Here is a 24,291-nt window from a genome sequence, read left to right on the forward strand (position 1 = left end):
AACGGCGGCCCGTTTGGGCCGCCGCATTCTCAGGTCATGTCTCCGGGGAGGGTGTTATGCGGGCTGCTGCTCGTCGCGCGTCTTCACCAGGCTCCAGACCACACCCGCCGCGATGATCGCGAAGGTGACGCCCAGCGAGAGGGCAGCCGGGAACTTTTCAAGGCCAAGCAGGTCGGCGACGAAGATCTTCGAACCGATGAAGATCAGGACGACAGCAAGAGCGGGCTTCAGGTAGCGGAAGCGGTGGATCATCGCAGCAAGAGCGAAGTAGAGCGCGCGCAGGCCGAGGATAGCGAAGATGTTCGACGTGTAGACGATGAACGGGTCGGTGGTGATCGCAAAGATTGCCGGTACCGAGTCGACGGCGAAGATCACGTCAGCGACCTCGACCATGACCAGGGCCATGAAGAGGGGCGTGATGAACCAGGTCATCTTGCCGGTCTTCGGGTTGACGAGCTTCACGAAGAAGCGCTCGCCATGGTGCTCTTCGGTGACGTTGAAACGGCTGCGCATGAAGCGGACAAGCGCATTGTCGGAAACGTCGGGCTCGGCTTCCTTCATCACCAGCATCTTGATGCCGGTGAAGACGAGGAAGGCGGCGAAGATATAGAGAACCCAGGAGAATTCTGCGACCAGAGTCGCGCCGACGCCGATCATGATCGCACGCAGCACGATGACTCCGAGGATACCCCAGAAGAGCACGCGGTGCTGGTAGATGCGCGGGACAGCGAAGAAGGAGAAGATGAGCGCGATGACGAAGACGTTGTCGAGCGCGAGCGTCTTTTCGACGACGAAGCCGGTCATGTAGGCAAGGCCGGACTCGGCACCGAGATACCACCACACGAAGCCGCCGAAACTCAGGCCAAGCGCAATGTAGAAGGCGGAAAGCTTGACGCTTTCGGCAACGTTGATCTCCTTGTTCTCCTTATGGAGAATACCAAGGTCGAACGACAGGATAGCGATCACGAGGGCGAAAAAGCTCGCCCACAGCCACAGTGGCGTTCCCAGCCACACGTCAGACATGAAGGAAAAGTCCACAGACGGGTCCCCAATCGGCACATGTTGTCGGAATAAGGTCCGACATCGCAAGAGTGCCGAAGCTCTCGCCAGAGGGGCCCGGACCAGCGGGTTAGGCGGCAGATAGGCGTTCCCGTTTGCGAGATCAAGTGCGCCGTTGCGATTTTTTTCGTGTAACAATCCGAGACGTTGTCCGACCATTGGCGCGCAACCCGCGGGGGTAAGAATGCAAGAGTGCGATGCACGCTTCGCCTGGCGTGGACCGTTTGAAAACAAGGAGTTGAACGCTTTGCACGCCGCGTGCTTCGAGCATGCCGTGAGCGACGACGACTGGTGGAACCAGGTCAACCGCTTCAGCCTCGGCTGGGTCTGCATGCGAAGGTCAGGCGTGCTCGACGGCTGCGTCAACGTCGCCTGGGACGGCGGCGTTCACGCTTTCCTGCTCGACACAATGGTCGCTGCGCCATCGAGGCGGAAGGGCTACGCCACGCGCCTGGTCGAAGAAGCGGTGGCCCATGCCAAGGCTTCGGGATGCGAGTGGCTGCATGTCGACTTCGATCCGCACCTTCGAAATTTCTATTTCGGCAGCTGCGGCTTCGTCGCGACGGACGCCGGTCTCATCCGCCTCGGATAAAAAATCCTCCAGCACCCCGTCATTGAGAATGGCCGTGCTCGCTGCCTGGGTGATGTGGTGGCTTGATGAACTTCCTATATAAGGCGAACACGACCGTTCGACGTATCCGTCAAGACAAGGACAGATTTGATGACCGAAAAGTCCCCCGCTGACAATTTTCCCGCTGGCTACGACGTTCCAAAAGTGTGGACCTGGGACACGAGCAATGGCGGCGCATTTGCCAGCATCAACCGCCCGATCGCCGGCCCGACCAAGGACAAGGATCTGCCGGTCGGCAAGCACCCGCTGCAGCTTTATTCGCTGGCGACGCCGAACGGCGTGAAGGTCACGATCCTGCTCGAAGAGCTCCTGGCTGCCGGCCATAAGGACGCCGAGTACGATGCCTGGCCGATCCGCATCGGCGATGGCGACCAGTTCGGCTCCGGCTTCGTCGACGTCAATCCGAACTCCAAGATCCCGGCGTTGTCAGACCACGCGCCCAAGGGCGGCGGCGCGCCGGTCCGCGTCTTCGAATCGGCGTCCATCCTGCTTTATCTGGCTGAAAAATTCGGCGCCTTCCTGCCGAGCGAGCTTCGCGCCCGTACCGAGACCTTCAACTGGCTGTTCTGGCAGATGGGTTCGGCACCGTTCCTCGGCGGCGGCTTCGGCCATTTCTACGCCTATGCGCCGATGAAGATCAAATACGCCATCGACCGTTACGCCATGGAAGTGAAGCGCCAGCTCGACGTGCTGGATCGCCACCTCGCCAACAACCGTTACCTGGCCGGCAGCGAATACACGATCGCCGACATGGCCACCTGGCCGTGGTATGGCAATCTGGCACTTGGCCAGGCCTATGGTGACGCCGGCACCTTCCTTGAGGTACAAAGCTACGAGCACGTCCAGCGCTGGACGGCTGAAATCGCTGCCCGGCCGGCCGTCAAGCGCGGCCGCATGGTCAACCGGCTGAGCGGCGATCCATCAGAACAATTGCATGAGCGGCACGACGCCTCCGACTTCGACACGAAGACTGAGGACAAGATCGTCGAGAAGCAGACCGCGTAAGGAGAACGGAATGGCCAAGTTGGCTGATATGACGAAACACCGGGGTTTTCCCTACGCCATGCCGGGCACGGGCATCCAGTTCGTCATCCGTCGGGCCAATCCCAAGGGGGCAACGCCGATCAAGGCGTTGCCCCGTCATGCCCGGCCAGGCTCAGGGGCGCACCGCATCGACGCGGCCTTCCTCCACGCCCTCTGGCATCATTTCGGCGCCGAACCCTTCGAGCGCGGCAATCTCGATGCCGCCCGGCTGAACCTGCTGTTCGGACGCGAGGTGCTGCCGGTCGACAAGGATTTCGATCCCGTGTCCTATGAGGCGATGCTCATCATCAACGAGAAGGTTGCCCGCCAGAGCTTCCCGGAATCGTTTGCGGACGTCTTCGAGGTCTGAGGCAATTCCAGGAACCGTGTGTAACGGTTTTCCGTGCGGAAGTGCGTGACAGAGGGCTCAGGCCGCCTCGTGGCGGCAGGCATTTGAGGAGGCGCACCGCGTTCGTCGGTGCGCCTTTCTTTTTTAGGTCACGCTCCGAGCGCGCCCGTCATCTTCAGCACGTCGTTCAGCGGGACGAGGCCTTTCATCGCGCCGCTGCCCTTGGCGGGCTCGCCATCCTCGATTGCCAGCGCAAAGCGGAACGCCGGGTCGGCCTCGATGCGCCGACGCAGGGCATTGATGCGTGGATAGTCGCGTGCGTAGTCCTTGGGATCGATCGCCTCGTGAAAATCGACCCAGCGGGCGACGCCGGCAAAAACCGCATCGGCAAGCGTCGGACGGTCGCCCATGAGATAGGCGCTTTCGCCCATCATCGCCTCAAGCTGCTCATGGCGCTTGGCGACAAATTCGCGGCCGAAGGCGCGCAGCGTTTCACGATAGTCCTCGCTGGCCCCTTCCGCTTCCAGGGCCACCCACATCGAAAAGAACGCGCCGGTGAAGCCGGTGTTGAGGAAGGCGATAAACTGATGCATCCGGTCCGCTTCGACGCTGCCGGGAGCGAAACTGATGCGGCGCTCGTGATCGCGCGCCTCGAGCCACAGCGCGATGGCCATCGTCTCGGTCAAGACGTGCCCTTCGTCGCTGACCAGGACAGGTGTTTCCACCCGGCCGTTGAACCGCGCATAGGCGTCGGTGCGCATGTCGCCGAGCATGTCGACCCGGGTCAGGCGATAGGGCTGGCCGAGCCATTCGAAGGCGGTGACGAGGCCAGCCGAGCTGCCGAGCGGAAAGCCCGAGGTGAAGATCGGTTCAGAGATGCTGTGCATGTCGTTTCTCCATTGTTGATGTCATGGATATATCGACGTGGACGTTGGCTCTGTAGTCCGTGAAATATAGACCCATCGTCTATGTCTGCAGACGATGGGTCATTGTCGGCGCCGCGCTGACGCAACAGCCCGGGCGGGCGGGCTAAACGGCGGATGCGGGGAAGAGGCCGCCTTCGTCCGCGTCGACCGTGATCGACAACGTCACGTGCCGCGGCCGCGTCAGGGCAAACAGCACGGCCTCTGCGATGTCCCGGTTGGTTGCCGCCTCGCCCTTTTGCCGTTCGCCCGCGGCATCCCATGCGGCATCGAGCGGCGAGACGTCGTCGAGATAGGGCGGATGCACGGCCAGCGAGCGCACTGGCGTGCCGGAGAGCTTCTGGCGAAGACCGTCCGCGAGCGCCGCCTGCGCTCTCTTGGCGGCATAGAACGGCACGGACGCGGTCTGAAGTGCTGCGTTCGGCAGCCCGCTGATCGACCCGATGGTGACGATATCCGGGCGAGAGGAACGGTTCAGCAGAGGCATCAATCCCTGGGTGAACAGGAAGGTCCCGGTGACGGCGGCGTTGATGACGCCAAGCACCTCGGCGACCTCATGGTCTTCGCCCGTGTCTTCAAGCCACATCGCGCCGTTGTTGACGAGGATGTCGATGCGGGGATTGGCGGCCTTGATGCTGTCGATGGCCCCGGAAACGCTTTGGGCGTCCGCCAGATCCAGCGCGATGGTCTGCACCTGCCGGCCAAGCTTGCCGGTGATCGCGTCTGCGACGTCGCCGAGCGCCTTTGCACTGCGCCCGCAAAGGACAAGGTCGCATCCCGCTTTGGCGAGGACATAGGCCAACGCCGCCCCGAGACCGCGGCCGGCTCCGGTGATCACCGCGACAGATCCATCCAATTGCATCATGTGTATCCTCTGAATATGTGCGCCCTGGGCGCGGGTCTGCAAGCGGCACAGTTAGGTATCGTCGGTTGAAATTCCAACCGCACTTCACGGTGAACGATTGGCATTTCATCCGGGGCCCCGGGCGACCCGCCCGCCGAATGGCGTCAATTGGGGGTGGAGAAATGGGATTTCCGACCTATCTGCGCAGGTCAGGTTGGGCGAACGGAGCCGGACGGCTCCAAAGCGAAAGGAACCCGCAATGGCAAAGAACACGATTTGCGTCTGGTACGACAAGGACGCCGAAGCCGCCGCCCGCTTCTACGCCGAGGTCTTTCCCGACAGCAAAGTCCTTGCCGTGCATCGGGCGCCGAGTGACTATCCGTCCGGCAAGGAAGGCGACGTGCTGACGGTCGACTTCATCGTTGCCGGTATTCCCTGCCTCGGCCTCAATGGCGGGCCGATGTTCAAGCACAGCGAGGCTTTCTCGTTCCAGATCGCCACGGACGACCAGGAAGAAACCGATCGCTACTGGAACGCCATCGTCGGAAACGGCGGAAAAGAAAGTGCCTGTGGCTGGTGCAAGGACAAGTGGGGCATTTCCTGGCAGATCACCCCCCGTGTGCTGACGGAAGCGATGGCCGCCGGCGGGGCCGAGGCAAAGCGCGCCTTCGAAGCCATGATGGACATGGGCAAGATCGACGTCGCTGCGATCGAGCGGGCGCGACGCGGCTGACCGTTTGTCGCCGTCTGCCTGTCATATTCGGGCTTGCGGCCAGCGATGCATCGCCGGCTGCAAGCCACTGGTTTCGTGCCGGCACGCGGCCAAAGCTCAGGCGGCAAGGACGTCACGCAGCGCTTCCCCGACAGCGGTTGCCGACTGCGGGTTCTGGCCTGTAATCAGCCGGCCGTCGACCACCACCTTTGACGTCCAGTCCGTGGCCGGATGATGTGTCGCGCCCCGCGCGACGAGCGTGCTCGCAAGCAAGAACGGCACCGTCTGGTCGAGCCCCACGGCACGTTCCTCGGCGTCGGTAAAGGCGCTGACATTGCGGCCGGCCACCAGATAGCTGCCATCCGACAGTCTGACATTCACCAGCGCCGCCGGGCCGTGACAAACGGCAGCGACCGCACCGCCGGCTTCGAAAATCTCACGTGTGACGCGGTCAACCGCAGCGCTTTCGGGCAGGTCCCACATGGCGCCATGGCCACCGGCAAAGAAAACGGCTGCGTAGCGCCAAGCCTCGACATCCTCGAGCTTCGCCGTCGTGCGGATCGCGGCGCGGAACGTTTCGTCGTTCCAGTAGCGGGCATTGGTCTTGTCTTCGAGATCGAGCCCGTCGACCGGCGGTTCCCCGCCCTTGATCGAGGCGAACTCGACGGTTGCCCCAGCCGCTTCGAGCACGGCGAGCGGATGGGTGACTTCGCCGAGATAGAAGCCGGTTGGCTTGCCGCCATCGCCCTTGCTTCGATCACCTCGCCGACGTCGAGGCCTTCATCACGGTCATCGACAAGGGCTCGATGACATCAGGAGCGGTCGCGCTGGCGACCACGCCTTCCGTGCTGAGCCGGGCGATCACCCGGCTGGAAACGAAATTGGGCACCCAGCTGGTAAGACGGACGACGCGGCGCATCAGCCTGACGGAGGCAGGGCGCATCTATCTCGATCAGGTCCGCGCGGCGTTCGAGACAATCGAACAGGCCGAACGCGCCGTTCAGGGCGAAGGCGCCGTTGCCGGTCGGGTGCGGCTCAGCGCGTCCACGACCTATGGCCACTACCAGCTGCCGGAGAAACTGACGCGCTTCGCGCTCAAACATCCGTCGGTTGCCGTCGAACTGTCGATCGCCAACCGCAACGTCGATCTCGTCGCCGAAGGTTACGACCTCGCCATCCGCCTCGGCCAATTGCCCGACAGCGGGATGATCGGCAGGAAGCTCGGGGATGCGCCGCTGCGGTTAGTCGCCTCTCCCGGTTACATCGCGCGACGCGGAATGCCGGGTTCGCTCGAGGAGCTCGCGGCGCACACGTGCCTGCCCTTCATCATGCCCAGCACCGGCCGTCCGGCACCGTGGCTGTTTCGCGTCGACGGAGCGTATCTCGACTGGATGCCCCATGGACCGATCCGGGTGGCGGACGATGTACTCGGTACCGTGTCCCTGACGGAAGCCGGGCTCGGTATTTGCCAGACCTATGATTTTGTCGTGCGCGAGCGCCTGGCGCGCGGCAGTCTGGTCGAGCTCCTGCCGGAGTTCGGTGGCCGCTCGCGGCCCTTCTCCCTCATCTATCCGCCGCACCGCAACCTCTCGGCAGCGACGCGCGCGTTGATCGATTGCCTTTTGGAGTAGGCAGTGCCCGAGGGTTTACCGCGCGCTGCGCGGCAGGCCCTCCCGCCAACTGCGCGTCAGCCATGCCAGTGTGAGCAGCGAATGACGCTGCAGAAATTGCCGCGATGGAAGTGCGGTTCCTTGTCGGCGATGACATCGGCCTTGACGTTGCCGAAGGTGGTGTTCGGCTTGTGCCGGATGCCGTCATAGAAGGCCTGGATAATATCCTCCTTGAAGTCGGGTGTACGCGGGAAGGCGCTGACCACCGCCTCGCGTTCGGCATCGGAATATTGCCTGTAGGTGAGCCCCAGCACGTCCATCTCGACGCCGGCGGTCACGAGCGCCACGACCGGATGCATGTGTTCGGGCACGCCCGGTGTCGTGTGCAGGGCAATCGCCGTCCAGACCGTGTAGGCGTCGTTCTCCGATATGCCGTGGCTTCGCAGGAAATCGCGGGCGGCATGGGCACCGTCGACTTCGAAGCGTTCATGCTTGCTGCTGTGGCTCGGCATCAGACCGATGTCATGAAACATCGCACCGGCATAAAGTAGCTCCCGGTCGAAGGTCAGGCCACGATGGATGCCTGCAAGTGCGCCGAAATGGTAGACGCGGCTCGAGTGGTTGAAGAGCAGTTCGGTCTCGGTATCGCGGATATACTCGGTGATTGCCTTGGTCAGCTTGCTGTCGGGAATGGCGGCGTCTACGGCGATAAACGGCATTGCTTTCTCCTGTGTTCTCATCTCGCCAACAGGTTAGAAATCGCCTAGACTGGCTGCAATCGACGTGACACGTCAAAAACGGACAATGCCGGATCGAGGCGGACGCAGATGCAGGCGAAGACGAGAACGGTCGTAATGGTGGCACCGCCGGGCGTGCAGCTTCTCGACGTATCGGGCCCGCTCGATGTCTTTGCGGAAGCGAATGCGCAAGTCGGCCGCGCGGCCTATTGTCTCCTCGTCGCCACCGCTGAGCCGGGACCGCTCCGCAGTTCGTCAGGCATCCGGCTGATGCCGGACCGCGTCATCGATCGCGACTTTGTCGATCCGATCGACACTCTGCTTGTCGCCGGGTGTCCCAATGCAGCGGTGGTTCCGGCGAACGAGGCCGTGCTCGGGTGGCTGCGACAGCGGGCGCCCACGGTCCGGCGCGTCGGATCGGTCTGCAGCGGCGCCTTCTTTCTCGCCGCCGCAGGCCTGCTTGAAGGAAGACGCGTGACCACCCACTGGTCCGTGGCCGCAGAGCTCGCACGGCGCTTTCCCGAAGTGACCGTCGAGGCGGATGCAATCCATGTCAGCGATGGACCGTTGCGCACGGCGGCCGGCGTCACCGCCGGGCTCGATCTTGCGCTCGCGCTGGTCGAGGAAGATCTCGGCCACGAGATCGCCATGCGGGTCGCAAGCCAGTTGGTGATGTTCTTCAGGCGTCCCGGCGGGCAGATGCAGTTCAGCCGCAAGGGCCAGGCCGTGCCGGCCGGTCGCTCGGCACTTCAGGCGCTTCAGCGCTGGGTGGCGGCCCATCCGGCCCTTGATCACAGCGTCGCAAACCTCGCGCAGCGGATGGAGATCAGCCCGCGCCATTTCTCCCGGCTGTTTCGCAGCGAAGTCGGGATCACGCCGGCAACATGGGTCGAGGAGGCGCGCATCAACGCCGCACGCCAACTTCTCGAAGGGGAAAATGCAGCGCCCAAGCAGGTCGCCGCCCGCTGCGGCTTTGCCGATGCCGATACGCTGCGCCGCGCCTTCGTCCGGCATGTCGGCGTTACGCCGGCTGAGTATCGCCGGCGCTTCGCCAATCCCGCCATTCTCGCTGATTAGCTTTCTGCCGACGCCGGTTACCCGGCCGCCTGAGCCCTGCCCCGCTGCTTTCCCATATAGGGAAGCGCAAAGAGATAGAGGCCGGTCGGCACAAGCACGGCCAAAGGCGGCAGCGGCGTCAGATAGACCCATTCGGGCAGCGTCGTCAGGGCCATGCCTGCGAAGATCGCCGCAACGGCGAGCGAGAAAATCAGCGACGTCCAGCGATGGATCGTCCGGATAAGAGAGGTCATTGTTGCACCCCGTTGTGTGAGAAACGGTCCTGAAGCCAGGCGCTGATCAGTCGAGCCTTGCGACGACCTCGGAAAGCTGGTCGATGAAGCGCCGCCATCCGACGGTTGCCCCCTGATAGTAGGACTTCTGGTCCGCCTTGAAGCCGCGCTGCTCCATGCGCAGGCTGGTCCCGCCGGCCGTCGGAATGAGCGTCCAGGTAACGACGCTCGAGAGATCCTTGGTGTCCCAGCGATAGGCCAGCGCGCGATCCTTCTCGATCGTCTCGACCTGACAGTCGACATGCCCCCAATCGGCCGACAACGTGAACCGGCGGCCGACTTCAGGCACGAAATCGTTGCGCATCAGCCATTCGGCGATCAGATGCGGTTGGGTCAGTGCGCGCCAGATTTTCTCCGGCGCATGCGAAAATTCGCGTTCGACGACGACGGAGCGTGCTGTTTCCATTGTTTCGGTCATTGATCCATTCTCTTCAAAAGGTCATCGAGATCGTCGAAGCGGTCCTGCCAGAATCCGGCCATTTCGGTCGTCCAGTCGACCAGAGTGGAAAGCGCTTCGCGTTTGGCACTGTAGTAGGTGTAGCGGCCCTGCTGTCGATCGTGCACGAGCCCCGCGGATTTCAGGATCTTGAGATGCTTGGAGACCACCGGCTGCGAAACGCCAGCCTCCGCCAGCAGTCCGACGACCGTTGTATCCCCCTTCCGGCACAGGCGCTCGAAGAGCCCGCGCCGGGTGGGATCGGCCAGCGCCCTGAACATCGCGTCCTGTCGTTCCGACATATCTCATACCCAAATGACTATGAGATAATGCATAGCCATTTGGGTATGAGTTGTCAAATGCGTTCTCGAAGGCGTGCCGAGAGGTCGATCGAAGGCAGGCTACTTCGTGGCTACGTCGATCGCTTCGCCGATGGCATAGAAATGCCCGCCGGCGACATAGTCTAGGCTGCGCAGTGCCGGATCGGCATCTTCGAAACCCAGCGTCCGTCGCGGAAGACGCGATCGTCGGCCCAGGCGGCAACCACTTCGGCAACGAAAAGGTCATAGCGGCTTTGAATGGATTGCTCGGGGATCATCCGGCACACGAGCCAGGCGGAGCAGCCGGCAACGAAAGGCAGGTCATGGCCGGCCATGTCGAAAAGCTCGACGCCAGCCTTGCCGAGCTTGTCCGGCTCGTCGTTGAGGCTTGTCGTGCCTACCGCGTGCGTCAGCGTCGCCTGAACTGCGGTCGGAACCTGGATGACGAACGTTCCCGCCCCTTCGACAAGGCCGCGCGTGCGCGTGGCGCTGTCCAGAACGACCGTCAGCTTCGGCGGATCATAGTCGAGCGCGCAAGCCCAGGCCGCCGCCATCACGTCCTCGACGCCGTCGTGGCGGGCAGAGACCAGAACCGTCGGACCGTGGTTCAGCAGGCGATAGGCCTTTTCAAGAGGTACAGGACGAATGCTTGCGACCATCAAAACTGTCCTTCCATCGCGGTGACCGCCGATCGGTTCTGCTCTTCTATAGTAACGCGCCATTTCGCCAACAAGGGCCGCGGCCCATCGCGCGCCATGCCTTCACCAGGACCCAACCCGCCCCCCCCCCCCCCCCGCAGCGACCGGCCCCAGGGGCGTGCCGCGCCCAGGGCTGAGCAAGCGCCTGCCGCCTCGTCCGCCGCAACGACCAGCCCACGCAGGCGTTTGCATGGCCAGCCGGGCTGCCATCGGCGCACGGACACGCCTTCGCTGCGAGTTCTCCAGTCTTCCCTTTGGTCAAAAATCTCGCTATATTGAATGAACGTTCAGCAAAAATGGAGAGCATGATGAACGAGCTGGTTCGCGACATTTCCGTTCCAAACGACTGGGATCGCCGCGGGCTGCCCGGATGGTGCTATCACAGCGATGCCCTGCTGGAGCTGGAGAAGGAACATGTCTTCAGGCAGCATTGGCAGATCGCCTGTCACGTCTCCGACGTTCCAGAACCGGGAAACTACGTCACCATGGACGTGGTCGGCGAACGGGCGCTGATCCTGCGTGGCCAGGATGGCGCGATCCGCGGCTTCCACAACATCTGCCGACACCGCGGCTCTCGGGTCGTGGCAGACGACAAAGGCACCTGCCGCAATGCGCTGGTCTGTCCGTTTCACGGCTGGGTCTACAATCTCGACGGAACACTGCGCGGTGCGGCGCGCCCCCGCTCCTTCCCACCGCTCGACAAGCACGCCTTCGGGCTGATCCCGCTCGAGCTCGAAGTCTGGATGGGCTTCGTCTTCATCCGTTTTCGCCCCGGTCCGCAGCCGTCCGTCGCCGAGCTCATGCAGCCCTTTGCCGACGAACTCGGGCAGTACGGGACCGAAGCGATGGTGCCGACCCATGGCATCTGGACGCAGGACAGCCCGGTCAACTGGAAGTCCGTGCGCGACGTCGACAACGAAGGCTACCATGTCGCCATGGCCCACCCGGCGCTGCAGGACCTTTACGGCTCGACCTACTACGACGAGCCCTTCGTCAACGGCCTTTGCCGGTCCTTTGCCACCTACAACCCGCATGCGGGCCGGCGCTGGAGTGTCCGTCAGTATGTTAAGGTCGCACCGGAAGCCACCCATCTGCCCGAACGGCTGCGCAAGGCCTGGATCTATTTCGGCCTGTTTCCGAACGCCGTCATCGCGGTGACGCCGGAAAGCGTGCAGTTCTACCAGGAATTTCCGCTGTCGACCGGCGAGACGCTCTTGCGCGGCGCGATCTATCGCTACCCTGATGAGACACGTCAGCAGCGGCTCGCCCGCTACCTCGCCTTCCGCATCGACCGCGACACCCAGTCCGAGGATGTGCAGCTGACGATCTGGTCGAACGAATCGATGACGTCGAAAGCCTTCGGCGGCTTCTATCTTTCCGACCTCGAATATGGCGTGCGCACGCACCATGACCACCTGCGCGCCGTGCTACCGGTCATGACGCTCGAACAGGCGCCGCGCGAGGAGGAGATGGCCGCCGTCAACGCCACGCTGGCGAAGGGCTAGGCGGAGACAAAAAGAAGGGCCGGAGTTGATCCGGCCCCTGAAATCGACCCTGCCGGGGAATGCTGGCAGGGCCGAGGCAATTCTGGGATGGGTTTACGACGCCCGCCCGTTCAGCCCTTCCAGAGCCCTTCGCGCACGAGTTCGTCCATCGTCCGGCGAATGCTGACGTTGAGGATCTCGGCCATGTCGTCGATCTGGCCGGTGGTGATCGTCAGCGGCGGCGACATCACGCACATGTTGATCAGCGGCCGCACCAGCAGCCCGAGTTCCTGGCAATGCCGGTCGATGCGTTTTCCCACCTCGAGATCGAGCGTCAGCGGATTGTTGCTGACCCGATCGGCGACGCATTCGACGCAGGCCATCAGCCCCACGCCGCGCACCTCGCCGACAAGCGGCAGCGCTTCGAGCCGCTTCAGCGCGCCCTGGAAGTGTCCGGAAATGGCGCGCGCATGATCGAGCAGCCCGTCTTCGAGGATATCGAGATTCTTGAGCGCGACGGCGCAGCCGATCGGGTGGCTTGAATAGGTCAGGCCGTGGGCAAACATCGCGTCGGAATGGTTCGACTGGCGCAACGCTTCGAGAAGCCGAGACGAGATCATCACGCCGCCAAGTGGGAAATAACCCGAAGTGACCCCCTTGGCGAAGGTGATCATATCCGGCTCGATCGAAAACACGGTCTTCGAGGCAAAGACCTCGCCGAGGCGGCCGAAGGCCGTCACCACCTCGTCGGCGATGAAGAGGATGTCGTTTTCGGTGCAGAGCGCCCGCATGCGCTGAAGATAACCCGCCGGCGGCACGATGACGCCACCGGACGCCATGACCGGTTCGGCGATGAAGGCGCCAATCTTTTCGGCACCGCGCGCTTCGATGACGGCCCGGAACTCGGCGACGAGGAAATCGCAGAATTCGGCCTCGGACTGGCCTGCCGGGCGGCGAAACGGGTTGGGACAGGTGAGCTTGATCACCTGATCCGAGGCGCTGTCCATCCAGTCATGATCGCGCGGGCGGCCGTTGAGCGAGGCCGAAAGATAGGTCGAGCCGTGATAGCCGCCCTGACGCGAAACGATCAGCTTCTTTTCCGGGCGGCCGCGCACATTGTTCATGAACTGCATGAACCGCAGCGCCGTCTCGACCGCCGAGGACCCGCCGGTCGTATAGAACACATGGCCGAGATCGCTGGGCGCGTGGCCGGCAAGCCTTTCGGCAAGTTTCACCGAGGGCGTGCTCGTCGTGTACCAGGGCGAATTGTAGGAAAGCGCCAGCGCCTGGTCGTGCAGCACCTCAGCGAGTTCCGCCCGGCGATGGCCGACATTGACGCACCACATGCCGGCCGGGCCGTCGATCAGCCGGCGCCCTTCGCCATCCGTCACATAGATCCCCTCGCCGCTCTCGATCGCGCCGCGGTGCTCGGCTCCGATGCTGCCGGCAACCGGCCAGGGCTGAACGAGATGCCGCGCGGCGATTTCAGAGATTTCGTCGGCCCCTTCATTGTGCATATCTGCCAGATCGCGTTTCGCAGCCATCACGAAATCTCCCATTAAATATGACGATAAAAGCCACTCAATAGCATGATATTAATCGGTAAATTGTCATTTTATTGAATGGCTGTTCAATCAATATTGCAGAAATTCCGCTTGCGTTCAATCCCGATTTGCGTTTTGCTAATCAATGGAACACGAGAAGGCGGATACCGCCACGGGATGGATTGAATGAAGCGATCGCTGCATTTCCAGTGTCCACGCTCGACGCACTGCGCGAGGGCACGCTGATGGCGGTATTGCCGGGCATCGAAGTCGAACACCGGCCCTCGGCCCCGCCGAAAAGCCGGACGCGCTGGATCGCCAGCGAAGAGGCCAGCGGCCTCGCTCTCATATCGCCGACACTGCTTTACGCGCTTGCCCTGCTCTTCCTGCCCGTCCTGATCGTCATCGCCTACAGTTTCTGGACCCAGGACTATCTGACGATCGACCGCACCTTCACCCTTCAGAATTACCGCACCGCCCTTGGCGAGCCGATCTACCAGGATCTGCTCCTGCGCTCACTGGTCATTTCGCTGGTCGTCAGCGTGGTGACCGTCACTGTTTCCTATCCGATCGCCTGGTTCATCTCCTTCCACGGCGGGGTCCACAAGAACCTCTGGCTGTTCCTGATCACCGTGCCCTGCTGGACGAGCTATCTTCTGCGCGTCATGTCCTGGAAGGTCATCCTCGGTTATGGCGGCGTCATGAACACCGGCCTTCTGTCCATCGGTCTGATCGACAAGCCGCTGACGACGCTGCTCTACAATTCCAATGCGGTGGTCATCACCCTCGTCCACAGCTGGGCGGCCTTTGCGATCCTGCCGATCTACGTTTCGCTCGAAAAAGTCGACCGGTCGCTGATCGAGGCGGCGCACGATCTCGGCGACAACAAGCTGATGAGCTTCCTGCGCGTCACCCTGCCGCTGTCGCTGCCGGGCGTCATCTCCGCCTTCTTGATCGTGATGATCCCGACCGTCGGCGACTACGTCACGCCAAAACTGGTCGGCGGCAAGGACGGGGTGATGATTGCGACCGCCATCCAGGCGCAATTCGGCAAGGGGGCCAACTGGCCGCTCGGCGCCGCCCTTTCGGTCACGACCATGGTGGTCGTGTCGGCGATGGCGGGGCTCGTCGTTCTCGGACTCAAGCTTTTGGTGAGGGTGAGCAAATGAGCGGACGTCACGGCATTCCGAAGTCGCGCTGGCTGCCGGCCTATGTCGGCCTCTACCTGCTCTTTCTCTATTTCCCGATCCTGCTTCTGCCGATCTTCTCGTTCAACAACGCCTCGACCACGACCTTCCCGCTCGCCGGCTTCACCACCAAATGGTACGCCTCGCTCTGGGGCAATTCGGCCATGCTGGAAGCGGCCCGCAACAGCCTGATCGTCGGCATATCGGTTGCGATCCTCAGCACCGTCCTCGGCATTTGCGCCGCCCGCGCGCTGACCCGCTATCGCTTCCGCGGCAAGAAGCCGGCGACCGGCCTGATCATGGCGCCGCTCTTTCTGCCCGAAATCATCGTGGCGGTATCGCTGCTGATGGTGCTTTTGCAGCTCGGGCTCGAACTCTCGCTCGTCACAGTGATCCTTGGCCAGGTGATCTTCTGCCTGCCCTATGCGATGTCGGTGCTGATTTCCGGCTTCGACGGCTTCGACCGGTCGCTGGAGGAAGCCTCGCTCGATCTCGGCGAAACGGCGATCGGCACCTTCCGGCGCGTAACGCTGCCCGTGGTTGCGCCGGCGATCGTCTCGAGCCTGCTCGTCTCCTTCACTGTGTCGCTCGACGAGTTCATCCTCGCCTTCTTCCTCTCGGGAACCGAGCCGACGCTGCCGGTCTATATCTGGGGCCAGCTGCGCTTCGCCGCCAAGCTTCCGGGCGTGCTGGCGCTCGGCAGCCTGATGCTGCTCATCTCGATCCTGCTTCTCACACTTTCGGAAATCATACGCCGCCGCGCCGAACACAGGCTCAGGGCACAGGGAGCGCAGCATGCCTGATAAACCGATGATCGCGATCGAAGGCGTCAACAAGTTCTACGGTATCTACAAGGCGCTCGACAACGTCTCGCTCGACATCGCCGCCGGCGAGTTCTTCTCGCTGCTCGGGCCATCAGGCTGCGGCAAGACCACGCTCCTGCGCTCGATCGCCGGCTTCGACACGCCGACCGAGGGCGATATCCGCATCGACGGCCAGTCGGTGATCGGCGTTCCGCCGAACCACCGCCCGACCAACATGGTCTTCCAGAACTATGCGATCTTCCCGCATCTCGATGTCGAGGAGAATGTCGCCTACGGCCTGAAGCGGCTGAAGCTCGATGCCAGCGAGGAGCGCCGCCGCGTCGCCTCGGCGCTTGAACAGGTGCGGCTCGGTCATCTCGGCAAGCGACGGGCGCACGAACTGTCGGGCGGGCAGCGCCAGCGTGTGGCGCTGGCGCGCGCGCTGGTCATGCGCCCGAAAGTGCTTTTGCTCGACGAACCGCTGTCGGCGCTCGACAAGAAGCTGCGCGAGGAGATGCAGGTGGAGCTGCGCACGCTGCAACGCGCCGTCGGCATCACCTTCATCCTCGTCACGCACGATCAATACGAGGCGCTGGCGCTTTCCGACCGCATCGCTGTGATGTTCGGCGGCCGGATTGCCCAGGTTGCCACGCCGAAGGAAATCTACCAGCGGCCCAACACCCGCCAGGTCGCCGATTTCCTGGGCGGCATGAATTTCATGAAGGCGCGCGTGACCAATGAGACCGCAACACGCATCTCCGTCGAGACCCCACGTTTCGGCGGCGTCACCGTCGACAAGCCGCTCGGCTTCGTCGCCCGCAACGGCGCGGCAACGATCGGTATCCGGCCGGAGCGGCTGCGCGTTCTCTGGGACGATGCCCGCTCCGATTTCGAGGTCGCGGGCAAGGTCGTCGACCGGCACTATTTCGGTGAAATCACCCACCTGATCGTCGATATCCCCGGCCTCGAACAGCCGCTTTCGGTTTCGGAAACCAACAATTTCGGCGCCGACGACATTCCGGTCGGCGATACCGTACGGCTCGCCTACGATCCGGACGCGCTGGTTGCGGTCGCCGACTGACGGAGTATCGATTGCGGGCCGTGCGACACGGCCCGCACATCAGCTGCCTCAATAACCCGACTTGATCTTCTCGAATTCCGCAATCATGCGCTGGCGCAGTTCGATCGGCATCGGTGACTGGAACAGCGTGTTGGCGAGGAACTTCGAGACATCCGCATAACCCTTGTCGGCAAGGATTTTTGGATCGACCTGCGCCATGCCGCGGGCGTTGGCGTGCCCGTAGCCCCAGGCGTCGACCATATAGGAGGTGATCGCCGGGTCGGAGATCGAATTGAGGAAATCATATTGCTCGTCGACGGGGGCCGTCGACCCCTTGAGCCGGACATAGCCGCAGACCCAGGTCGAAAGCCCCTCGGCCGTATCCTTCTTGATCGCCGCCGGAACGCCGTCGGCCTGAAGCGTCGTCGCCGTCTCGTTCCACGCCCAGGCGAGATCGACCTCGCCACTGGCGATCGCCTGGCTCAAATCGGTATTGTCGGTCCAGTAGAGACGGACGTTCTTGTGCACCTCACGCAGGAAATCGGAAGCCTGCTTGAACTGCTCGTCGGTCATCGTCGTCCAGTCCTTGACGCCAATCGCGAGGCTTGCCAGCGCATAGGCATCATCGACATTGTCGCCGATCGAGACCCGGTCCTTGAACTTCGGGTCGGCAAAGGCCTTGAGCGACTTGACCTCGTCCTCCTTCACCGTGTCGGTGCGGTAGGTGAGCACGGTGTTGCCCCATTCGAAGGGCAGCAGCCAGGCCTTTCCATCAGGCGTCGTCACCAGCCCCTTCATGGCGGCGATAGCGGGATCGATGTCGTTCCAATAGGTGAGCTTCGACGTGTCGAGCGGCTCGATCAGCCCGGCCTCGCGCCATTTCGCCACGCTCTGCGAACAGGGATGGGCGAGGTCGGCCTTGAAACCGGAACGGAGCTTCTGGAACGCCTCCTCCTCGTCGCCGAAGAAACTGAAGTCGGGCTCGTCGCCCTGTTTGGCGGTGTAGGACGGATGGAAGGCCGGGTCCTCGTAGCCCGACCAGTCGAAGATCGTGAGGTTCTCGGCAGCAAGCGCCGGCAGGGCGGTGGTTGAGACAAGCGAGGCGATGAAGGCGCCTCCCAGGATGTGCCTGCACGCGTTCACCAATGTCATTGCCAACCTCCTCTATCCGGCCATTCCGGCGTTATCGTTCCCTATTTCGGCCCTTCCCGGGTGAAATGCTTGGGGAAGGCAACGAGCAGATATTCGACAGCCGCCGCGAACGCCTTTTCGCGCGTCAGCCCGTCGCCCATCATCAGCCGCAGCCATAGCCCTTCCATCGATGCGCACAGCGCCAGCGTCATGCCGTCGGGGTCGTAGGCGTAGCCGCCTTCGTCCTTCAGCGTCTGGCAAAGCGCCAGGAAAATATCCTGATACTTGACGTCGCGCGCGCCGCAGAGCGCCTGATAGGTCGGCCGCGACTTCGCCTCGCCCCAGAACGCACACCAGGCGGCCAGCTTGCGCTTGGTGCAGATCTTGCGATCGAAGTCGCAGGCTACGAGCGCCCAGAGTTGCGCCGCCGCCTTGTCGCCGGCCTTCTCCAGTGCCGCGCCCCAATTGGCGGCATATTCATCCGCCATGAATTGCAGCGTGGCGATCAGCAGCTTTTCCTTGCTCTCGAAATGGAAATTGACGATGCCGCGCGACAGGCCGGCGCCATCGGCGACATCGGCGAGCGTCGTTTCCGAATAGCCGCGTTTGGCGAGCGAATCGATCGTCGCCTCGATCAGCTGCTGCCGCCGTGTCTCCTTCGACGCCTTGCGCCCACGCTTTTCCGTGTCCGCCGCTTCCCGCACTTCTGGGGTGAGTTTCATCCGTACCGCCGTCTCGTTCTTCTTCAGGCGCAGGTGCATGTCATGCGTCCCGCCGCATCGGCTTGATGCCACGCAGATGAGTGGGGCAATGCTCACCACTGTCAAGCACCTTCTGCATGGCCGTCCAGGTCCGGATATTCTTGGCGACATAGGCCTCGCCGACCGCCGCGACAGCGGCCGAATGCAGCGGTCCCTTGAGGCGTGAAAGCTCCTGGCGCGCGACGTCGCGATACCATGCATTGCGGCTTTCGGCGCGCGTTTCCACGAAGCCTGCCTCCTTCATGGCCGCGAGATAGGTTGCGGCGGACGCCATGCCGAAACTCAAGCCTTCGGCCGCAAGATAAGCCTTCATGTCGCCTGAGGGTTCGCCGTCATGGTCGATCAACCAGTCGGAGGCTGCAAAGGTGCCGCCCGGCGAAAGCACGCGAAAGATCTCGGCAAAAATCTCCCGCTTGTTGGGCACGTGAACCAGCGCATCCTTGGAAAAGACAAGGTCGAAACTGCCGTCGACGAAGGGCAGGCGGCCGGGCGGCGACTGGATGAAGGAGACACTGGCAAGACCGGCGCGGTCGGCGGTCTGCCGCGCATGCGCGATCACCGGCGCCTCGACATCGAAGCCTGCAATCGTCGCCGGCCGGTGGGTTCGGGCGATATGCAGCGTCACGCCGCCGGCGCCGCAGCCGAGATCAAGGACGCGCTTGCCGGCAATTTCGACCCCGGCGAGAACACGATCGACCTCTTCGGGCCCGCCAGGCGAAAGATAGCCTTCCCCCCACAGCACCTGAAGAAAACGGATTGCCGTATCGTCGTATTCGACGGCGTGCCCCGCTTCTTGATCGACCGACGACATCCCGTCTCCTTGCCATATCAACCCTTGCTAAAAATCCTATCGCATTATCAGAGGATTGCAACATATTTGCTGAACGCTCATTCAAAATAGATGGACAACATTCTGCTTTCCGTGTCATTTTTTGATCAACGACAAGGGGAGCCACATGAAAAAATACGACGTGGTGATGATCGGAGGAGGACATAACGGCCTGGTCGCCGCCTGCTATCTGCAGCGCGCGGGGCTGAATGTCGTCGTCCTCGAAAAGAACGACTGGGTCGGGGGGGCCGCCACCAGTCGCGAGCTGACGCCCGGCTTCCTTTATTCGAACTGTTCCTACGTCTGTTCGCTCTTCCGCCCGGAAATCATGCGCGACCTCGAGCTGCCGAAACACGGGCTGCAGGTGATCTCCTACGAAGGCGGCGCGGTCATGACCCGCGACGGCGACTATCTCGCCTCCTATCGCGACCACGAATCTCATCGGCGGGAATTCGCGCGCTATTCCAAGCGCGACGCCGAAGCCTATGAACGCTACGCCCGCGACGTCACCCGCCAGTGCCGCTTCATCCAGCCGCTTCTGATGCGCACCGCGCCCGACCCGTTCAGCTTCAAGCCGCGCGACATCTCCGAACTGATCTATCTCGCCAGGAAGTTCGGCGAGTTCTCGGCGGCCGAGATGGCGGCGACCCTGCGCTTCTGGACCATGTCGATCTCGGATTTCCTCGACGAATATTTCGAGACTGACGTGATCAAGGCCTATCTGGCGCTCTCGGGCATCATCGGCACGGCCCTCGGGCCGATGTCGCCGGGCACGGCCTATGTGCTCTTGCACCACTATATGGGTGAAGTCGACGGTTCGGTCGGCGCCTGGGGTTACGCCCGCGGCGGCATGGGCGCCGTCACAAAAGCGCTTGCCTCCTCGTTCCAGGCTTCCGGCGGCACGATCCGCACCGGCGCCGACGTCGCCAAGGTGCTGACGCGCGGCGGACGTGCCTGTGGCGCCGTCCTTGCCGACGGCGAAGAGGTTCACGGCCGCCTCGTCGTCTCCAACGCCGACGTCAAGCGCACCTTCCTGAAACTCGTCGACGAGGATGCCCTGCCGGAGCGCTTCGTCCACCGCGTCAAACATTTCAAGATGCGCGGCTCCTCCGGCAAGCTCAACATCGCGCTCGACAGCCTGCCGGAATTCCCGGCCCTGCCTGCCGGTTCCTCCTGCATCCGCGGCGACCTGCATTTCACCGACAGCGTCGAGCGCATGGAGCGAGCCTATGACGACTGGAAGGCCGGGCGCTGGTCGGCCGACCCCTTCGTCGACATGATGATCCCGACGACGCTCGACCCGACGATGGCGCCGCCGGGCAAACATTTCGTCTCCTGCTTCGTGCAGTACTGTCCGCCGAAGGTTGAGGGCCGGGACTGGACCGATGCCGACCGGGATGCCTTCGCCGAGACCGTCATCAAGCAGATCAGCGACTATTCGCCGGGTTTTCGCGAACGCATCCTGCACATGGAGGTGCGCACGCCGCGCGAGATCGAACAGGAAGTGGGCCTGACGGAAGGCAACATCTTCCAGGGCGAACTCACCTTCGACCAGTTGCTCTTCAACCGGCCGGTTCCAGGCTATGCGCAATATCGCAGCCCGGTGCGCGGCCTCTATATCTGCGGCTCCTCGACCCACCCGGGCGGTGGCGTCATGGGGGCGCCCGGCCGAAACGCCGCCGCCGAGATCCTGCGCGACCTGCGCCACACGCCCTCCGACAAGATGAGCCCGGCCCATGACGTCATTTGATGCCATCGTCATCGGCGGCGGCCACAACGGCCTGACTGCCGCCACCTTCCTCGCCCGCTCCGGCGCGAGGGTCCTGCTCGTCGAAGCGAGCGACACGCTTGGCGGCGCTGCGCGCGGCTATACCTTCCACCCGGGCTTTTCGAGCCCGGGTCTTGCCCATATCGTCAACCGCCTCGACCCGGAAGTGGCGGACGCCATTGCGCTCGACGGCAGCCGCGACACGCCGGCGCCGACCGTTGTTCTGTCCCTGAGCGGGCGTCACGCGGTGCTGCGCGGCGGCTATGGCGAGACCATCGACGGCGTATCGACGGAAGAAGCCAGGCGCTTCCAGGAGATGCGCGGCAAGCTGATCTTCCAGGCCGGCATTCTCAAACGGTTCCTCAGGCGGCGCCCGCCCGAGATCGGCGAGATGGCACTGACCGACCTCGCCGCGCTGGCCGGCGCCGGGCTCGGGCTTTTGCGCAAGGGGCGTGAGGAAAGCCGCGACTTCCTGCGCATGCTGTTGATGAATGTCGCCGATATCGCCGACGAGTATCTGACCGACGACCGATTGAAGGGGCTGATTGCCTTCGACGCGACGCTTGGCATCCACCTCGGCCCCCGTTCGCCGACTTCTCTTCTCGGCCTCTATTACCGCCTGACCGGCGAGATCGGCGGCGTGACCGGCGCCCAGCGGGTCGCCGGCAGCGGCGGACGCTCGACGATCGCGGCGTTCGAGACCGCAGCAATCGGTGCGGGCGTGACCGTTCGGGCCGGCACGCGGGTCGAGCGCATCGTTGCGGACCGGGGCCGCGCCACCGCCATCGTGCTTTCCTCCGGCGAAACGATCGAGGCTGGGTCAATCGTCTCGGCGATCCACCCGAAGACGACCCTCACAAATCTCGTCGATGCCGCCGAGATCGGCACCGGCTTTCGCCGCGCCGTCAGCAACATCCGCTCGAAGGGCAATGTCGCCAAACTCGACCTGGCGCTCGATCGCGTGCCCGAGTTTCAAGGCGTCGCTGCCGCCGATCTCCGCGGCCGGCTGGTGATCGCCCGTTCAGTGGACCATGTCGAGGAAGCGTTCAACCCGGCGAAATACGGCCGGTTCTCGGAGGACCCGGTGATGGAGATCACCCTGCCGAGCCTCGGCGACCCGTCACTGGCGCCTGCGGGCGGCTGCACCCTGTCGGCGCTCGTCGAGTTTGCACCCTATGCGCTCGCCGACGGCTGGGACAAGGGCAAGCCCGTCTTTGAGAAAATCGTCCTCGACACGCTGGAATGCTACGCGCCCGGCCTTGGCGAAAGCATCGTCGCGGCCAACCTGCTGACCCCCGCCGATATCGAGGAGTGCTACAACCTGCCGGGCGGGCACTGGCATCACGGCGAACTCCAGGCCGACCAGTTGCTCGTCAACCGCCCGGTCAACGCGGCTTCCGGCTACGCGACTCCGCTGCGCGGCCTCTATCTCGCCAGCGCCGGTTCGCATCCGGGAGGCGGCATCTCGGGCCTTCCCGGCCTGCTCGCGGCACGCCAGGTTCTTTCGGAGAAACGCTGATGACAATGCACCCGACCACCCTTCGCCGCGCAGCCCAGGCCCATATCCAGACACCCCGGCTGGAAACGCCGTTCCACGCGCGCCTTGCAGCACTCAGCGAAACCAACGACTGGTACAGCTGGGCGGGCTACAAGGCGCCGCACTCGATCTTCGACACGGAGCTCGAATATTTCGCGATCCGCTCGACAGCGGCGCTGTTCGACATCTCGCCGATGGTGAAATATCGCATCCGCGGCACGGATGCCGAGCGCTATCTCAACCGGCTGACGCTGCGCAACGTCGCCAAGCTGGGGATTGGCCGGGTGCACTACACCGCCTGGTGCGACGACCATGGCCACGTGCTCGACGACGGCACGCTGTTTCGCCTCGGACCCAACGATTTTCGCCTCTGCTGCCAGGAACGGCACCTGCCCTGGTTGCTCGACAGCGCCGCCGGCTTTGCCATCGAAGTCACCGAAGAGACCAGCGACATCGCGGCGGTGGCCCTGCAGGGCCCGACGTCCTTTGCCGTGCTTGAGGCTGCGGGATTTTCCGGCATCGAAGCCCTGAAGCCCTTCCAGCTCTCGACCTTCCCGCACCTTGACGGAACGGTCACCATCTCGCGCACCGGCTTTACCGGCGACCTCGGCTACGAACTTTTTGTCGATGCCAGGCAGTCGCTCAGCCTCTGGGACCGGCTGTGGGCTGCCGGCACCGGCTTCGGCCTGAAGGCAATCGGCTACGACGCGCTCAACCGGGCCCGTATCGAAGCCGGCTTCATCGTCGCCAATGCCGATTTCATCACCGCCGAGGCCGCCCTTCGCGCCGACCGCGAACGTTTGCCGGACGAAATCGGCCTCGACTGGCTGGTGGACGCGGAAAAACCCTACTTCAACGGCCGCGACGCGATATTCCGGGCGCGGGAGAAGAACACGCTGAAGCACATCCTTGTCGGCCTTGAGATCGAGGGCAACATCCCGGCAGAAGGCGCAATCGTCTATCACCGCGGCAAGAAGGAGGTCGGGCTGGTTACGGCCGCCATCTGGTCGCCGCTCGCCAAGCGCAACATAGCCATCGCCACGCTTTCGCGTCCTTACGGGAGCCGGGTCGTCGACGACCTCTGGGTCGAAATCTATGCGCTGCGGGAGTTGCAATACCAGAAGCTGATGAAACGGGCGCGCATTGTCGCCCGGCCCTTCGTCAAGCTCGATCGTCGCTCGGCCAACCCGCCCGGCCGCTTCTGAGGCGAACGGCATGGACGACGAGGAAAAACGGCACTGGGAGATGATCAGGCTGCCTGTCGGCACCGAATGGTCGGGCCGTGCCCGCTATGCGGCCGCCATGTTCTTCTACCAGCGCCGCCAGATGGATGCCGAAACGCTCGAAATCTATCGCATCTGCTCGCGCCTCGACCACGAGGACCCGGCCGACGTGTTGCGCCGGTACCGGATCGGTTCGGAGTGGCTGGCCCGCCCCGAAGCCAAAGGCGACGCACCTTCAGATGGCAGCGGGGACTGAGCCGCCGCCGGCACGAG

26 protein-coding genes and 1 pseudogene are annotated in these 24,291 nt (G+C 63.4%); 14 read left to right on the top strand and 13 right to left on the bottom strand.

Features of this window, described 5'->3' with window-relative positions; all coding sequences use genetic code 11:
* Positions 1–54 precede the first annotated feature (54 nt).
* Positions 55–1,023: a TerC family protein gene (locus tag VGO12_RS17895; protein ID WP_414650743.1), complete on the bottom strand. Its 969-nt coding sequence runs from the start codon at positions 1,021–1,023 to the stop codon at positions 55–57.
* A gap of 220 nt (positions 1,024–1,243) precedes the next feature.
* On the opposite strand from VGO12_RS17895, the gene VGO12_RS17900 reads away from it, so the two are divergent.
* The 3 genes from VGO12_RS17900 (at position 1,244) to VGO12_RS17910 (ending at position 3,083) form a co-directional block, all read left to right on the top strand.
* On the top strand, positions 1,244–1,651 hold the full coding sequence (locus VGO12_RS17900) for a GNAT family N-acetyltransferase (RefSeq protein ID WP_327514090.1): 408 nt from the start codon (positions 1,244–1,246) through the stop codon (positions 1,649–1,651).
* Positions 1,652–1,780: 129 nt separating this feature from the next.
* The gene (gene yghU / locus VGO12_RS17905; RefSeq protein ID WP_327514091.1) at positions 1,781–2,695 is read left to right on the top strand and encodes a glutathione-dependent disulfide-bond oxidoreductase; all 915 of its coding nucleotides are present in this window, start codon (positions 1,781–1,783) and stop codon (positions 2,693–2,695) included.
* 10 nt (positions 2,696–2,705) lie between these two features.
* On the top strand, positions 2,706–3,083 hold the full coding sequence (locus VGO12_RS17910) for a hypothetical protein (protein ID WP_327514092.1): 378 nt from the start codon (positions 2,706–2,708) through the stop codon (positions 3,081–3,083).
* Positions 3,084–3,211: 128 nt separating this feature from the next.
* On the opposite strand, the gene VGO12_RS17915 is transcribed toward VGO12_RS17910, so the two are convergent.
* Together VGO12_RS17915 and VGO12_RS17920 are read right to left on the bottom strand one after the other, a co-directional pair.
* Complete coding sequence (locus VGO12_RS17915) at positions 3,212–3,949, bottom strand: glutathione S-transferase family protein (protein ID WP_327514093.1); 738 nt, start codon at positions 3,947–3,949, stop codon at positions 3,212–3,214.
* A gap of 142 nt (positions 3,950–4,091) precedes the next feature.
* Entirely contained in the window at positions 4,092–4,850 is a 759-nt protein-coding gene (locus VGO12_RS17920; protein WP_327514094.1) for an SDR family oxidoreductase, read from the bottom strand.
* Between the two features lie 238 nt (positions 4,851–5,088).
* Here VGO12_RS17920 and VGO12_RS17925 point away from each other — a divergent pair, with 238 nt between their 5' ends.
* A complete protein-coding gene (locus VGO12_RS17925; RefSeq protein WP_327514095.1) occupies positions 5,089–5,562 on the top strand; it encodes a VOC family protein in 474 nt (157 codons plus the stop codon).
* A 96-nt stretch (positions 5,563–5,658) separates the two neighbouring features.
* Here the strand turns inward: VGO12_RS17925 and VGO12_RS17930 are convergent.
* Positions 5,659–6,291 (bottom strand): annotated as a pseudogene (locus tag VGO12_RS17930) (type 1 glutamine amidotransferase domain-containing protein); the annotation flags it as partial.
* Here VGO12_RS17930 and VGO12_RS17935 point away from each other — a divergent pair.
* Positions 6,270–7,172, top strand: coding sequence for a LysR family transcriptional regulator (locus VGO12_RS17935; RefSeq protein ID WP_327514096.1), 903 nt, complete (start codon positions 6,270–6,272; stop codon positions 7,170–7,172). The pseudogene VGO12_RS17930 and the gene VGO12_RS17935 overlap by 22 nt on opposite strands.
* A gap of 56 nt (positions 7,173–7,228) precedes the next feature.
* Here the strand turns inward: VGO12_RS17935 and VGO12_RS17940 are convergent, their stop codons facing one another.
* Entirely contained in the window at positions 7,229–7,870 is a 642-nt protein-coding gene (locus VGO12_RS17940; RefSeq protein ID WP_327514097.1) for an HD domain-containing protein, read from the bottom strand.
* Positions 7,871–7,978: 108 nt separating this feature from the next.
* On the opposite strand from VGO12_RS17940, the gene VGO12_RS17945 reads away from it, so the two are divergent.
* Entirely contained in the window at positions 7,979–8,965 is a 987-nt protein-coding gene (locus VGO12_RS17945; RefSeq protein WP_327514098.1) for a GlxA family transcriptional regulator, read from the top strand.
* Between the two features lie 17 nt (positions 8,966–8,982).
* Here the strand turns inward: VGO12_RS17945 and VGO12_RS17950 are convergent, their stop codons facing one another.
* The 4 genes from VGO12_RS17950 to VGO12_RS17965 all read right to left on the bottom strand — a co-directional run bounded on the left by VGO12_RS17950 (position 8,983) and on the right by VGO12_RS17965 (position 10,652).
* Positions 8,983–9,198, bottom strand: a complete 216-nt coding sequence (locus VGO12_RS17950) for a hypothetical protein (RefSeq protein WP_327514099.1) — start codon at positions 9,196–9,198, stop codon at positions 8,983–8,985.
* Between the two features lie 46 nt (positions 9,199–9,244).
* Positions 9,245–9,655, bottom strand: a complete 411-nt coding sequence (locus VGO12_RS17955; protein WP_327514100.1) for an SRPBCC domain-containing protein — start codon at positions 9,653–9,655, stop codon at positions 9,245–9,247.
* Positions 9,652–9,975, bottom strand: a complete 324-nt coding sequence (locus VGO12_RS17960) for a metalloregulator ArsR/SmtB family transcription factor (RefSeq protein WP_327514101.1) — start codon at positions 9,973–9,975, stop codon at positions 9,652–9,654. Before VGO12_RS17960 ends, VGO12_RS17955 begins: the two co-directional genes overlap by 4 nt.
* A gap of 161 nt (positions 9,976–10,136) precedes the next feature.
* Positions 10,137–10,652, bottom strand: a complete 516-nt coding sequence (locus tag VGO12_RS17965; protein WP_327514102.1) for a flavin reductase family protein — start codon at positions 10,650–10,652, stop codon at positions 10,137–10,139.
* A gap of 347 nt (positions 10,653–10,999) precedes the next feature.
* On the opposite strand from VGO12_RS17965, the gene VGO12_RS17970 reads away from it, so the two are divergent.
* Positions 11,000–12,196: an aromatic ring-hydroxylating dioxygenase subunit alpha gene (locus VGO12_RS17970; protein ID WP_327514103.1), complete on the top strand. Its 1,197-nt coding sequence runs from the start codon at positions 11,000–11,002 to the stop codon at positions 12,194–12,196.
* A gap of 110 nt (positions 12,197–12,306) precedes the next feature.
* On the opposite strand, the gene VGO12_RS17975 is transcribed toward VGO12_RS17970, so the two are convergent.
* Positions 12,307–13,719: an aminotransferase gene (locus tag VGO12_RS17975; RefSeq protein ID WP_327514104.1), complete on the bottom strand. Its 1,413-nt coding sequence runs from the start codon at positions 13,717–13,719 to the stop codon at positions 12,307–12,309.
* Between the two features lie 182 nt (positions 13,720–13,901).
* On the opposite strand from VGO12_RS17975, the gene VGO12_RS17980 reads away from it, so the two are divergent.
* The 3 genes from VGO12_RS17980 to VGO12_RS17990 are packed head-to-tail and all read left to right on the top strand — an operon-like array spanning position 13,902 to position 16,790.
* Positions 13,902–14,888 (top strand): ABC transporter permease, encoded by a 987-nt coding sequence (locus tag VGO12_RS17980; protein WP_327514105.1) that lies wholly within the window; start codon positions 13,902–13,904, stop codon positions 14,886–14,888.
* Positions 14,885–15,709, top strand: a complete 825-nt coding sequence (locus VGO12_RS17985) for an ABC transporter permease (protein WP_327514106.1) — start codon at positions 14,885–14,887, stop codon at positions 15,707–15,709. The genes VGO12_RS17980 and VGO12_RS17985 overlap by 4 nt, the downstream gene beginning before the upstream one ends.
* 7 nt (positions 15,710–15,716) lie before the next feature.
* Positions 15,717–16,790: an ABC transporter ATP-binding protein gene (locus VGO12_RS17990; RefSeq protein WP_327514217.1), complete on the top strand. Its 1,074-nt coding sequence runs from the start codon at positions 15,717–15,719 to the stop codon at positions 16,788–16,790.
* Positions 16,791–16,838: 48 nt separating this feature from the next.
* On the opposite strand, the gene VGO12_RS17995 is transcribed toward VGO12_RS17990, so the two are convergent.
* Genes VGO12_RS17995 through VGO12_RS18005 form a run of 3 tightly spaced genes read right to left on the bottom strand, consistent with a single transcriptional unit; the run spans position 16,839 to position 19,472 of the window.
* Positions 16,839–17,921, bottom strand: a complete 1,083-nt coding sequence (locus VGO12_RS17995; protein WP_327514107.1) for an extracellular solute-binding protein — start codon at positions 17,919–17,921, stop codon at positions 16,839–16,841.
* Between the two features lie 41 nt (positions 17,922–17,962).
* A complete protein-coding gene (locus VGO12_RS18000) occupies positions 17,963–18,622 on the bottom strand; it encodes a TetR/AcrR family transcriptional regulator (protein ID WP_327514218.1) in 660 nt (219 codons plus the stop codon).
* 40 nt (positions 18,623–18,662) lie between these two features.
* Positions 18,663–19,472, bottom strand: a complete 810-nt coding sequence (locus VGO12_RS18005; RefSeq protein WP_327514108.1) for a class I SAM-dependent methyltransferase — start codon at positions 19,470–19,472, stop codon at positions 18,663–18,665.
* A 145-nt stretch (positions 19,473–19,617) separates the two neighbouring features.
* Between VGO12_RS18005 and VGO12_RS18010 the strand changes: the two genes are divergently transcribed.
* From VGO12_RS18010 to VGO12_RS18025, 4 genes are read left to right on the top strand one after another with little or no spacing between them, the layout of a single operon-like run.
* The gene (locus VGO12_RS18010; protein ID WP_327514109.1) at positions 19,618–21,240 is read left to right on the top strand and encodes an NAD(P)/FAD-dependent oxidoreductase; all 1,623 of its coding nucleotides are present in this window, start codon (positions 19,618–19,620) and stop codon (positions 21,238–21,240) included.
* Entirely contained in the window at positions 21,227–22,777 is a 1,551-nt protein-coding gene (locus tag VGO12_RS18015) for an NAD(P)/FAD-dependent oxidoreductase (protein ID WP_327514110.1), read from the top strand. The genes VGO12_RS18010 and VGO12_RS18015 overlap by 14 nt, the downstream gene beginning before the upstream one ends.
* Positions 22,777–24,000, top strand: coding sequence for an aminomethyltransferase family protein (locus VGO12_RS18020; RefSeq protein ID WP_327514111.1), 1,224 nt, complete (start codon positions 22,777–22,779; stop codon positions 23,998–24,000). Before VGO12_RS18015 ends, VGO12_RS18020 begins: the two co-directional genes overlap by 1 nt.
* A 10-nt stretch (positions 24,001–24,010) precedes the next feature.
* Entirely contained in the window at positions 24,011–24,274 is a 264-nt protein-coding gene (locus tag VGO12_RS18025; RefSeq protein ID WP_327514112.1) for a hypothetical protein, read from the top strand.
* Positions 24,275–24,291: the final 17 nt, after the last annotated feature.

This window comes from Ensifer sp. (assembly GCF_035999135.1).
In the GTDB taxonomy this organism is placed as follows: Bacteria; Pseudomonadota; Alphaproteobacteria; order Rhizobiales; family Rhizobiaceae; genus Ensifer.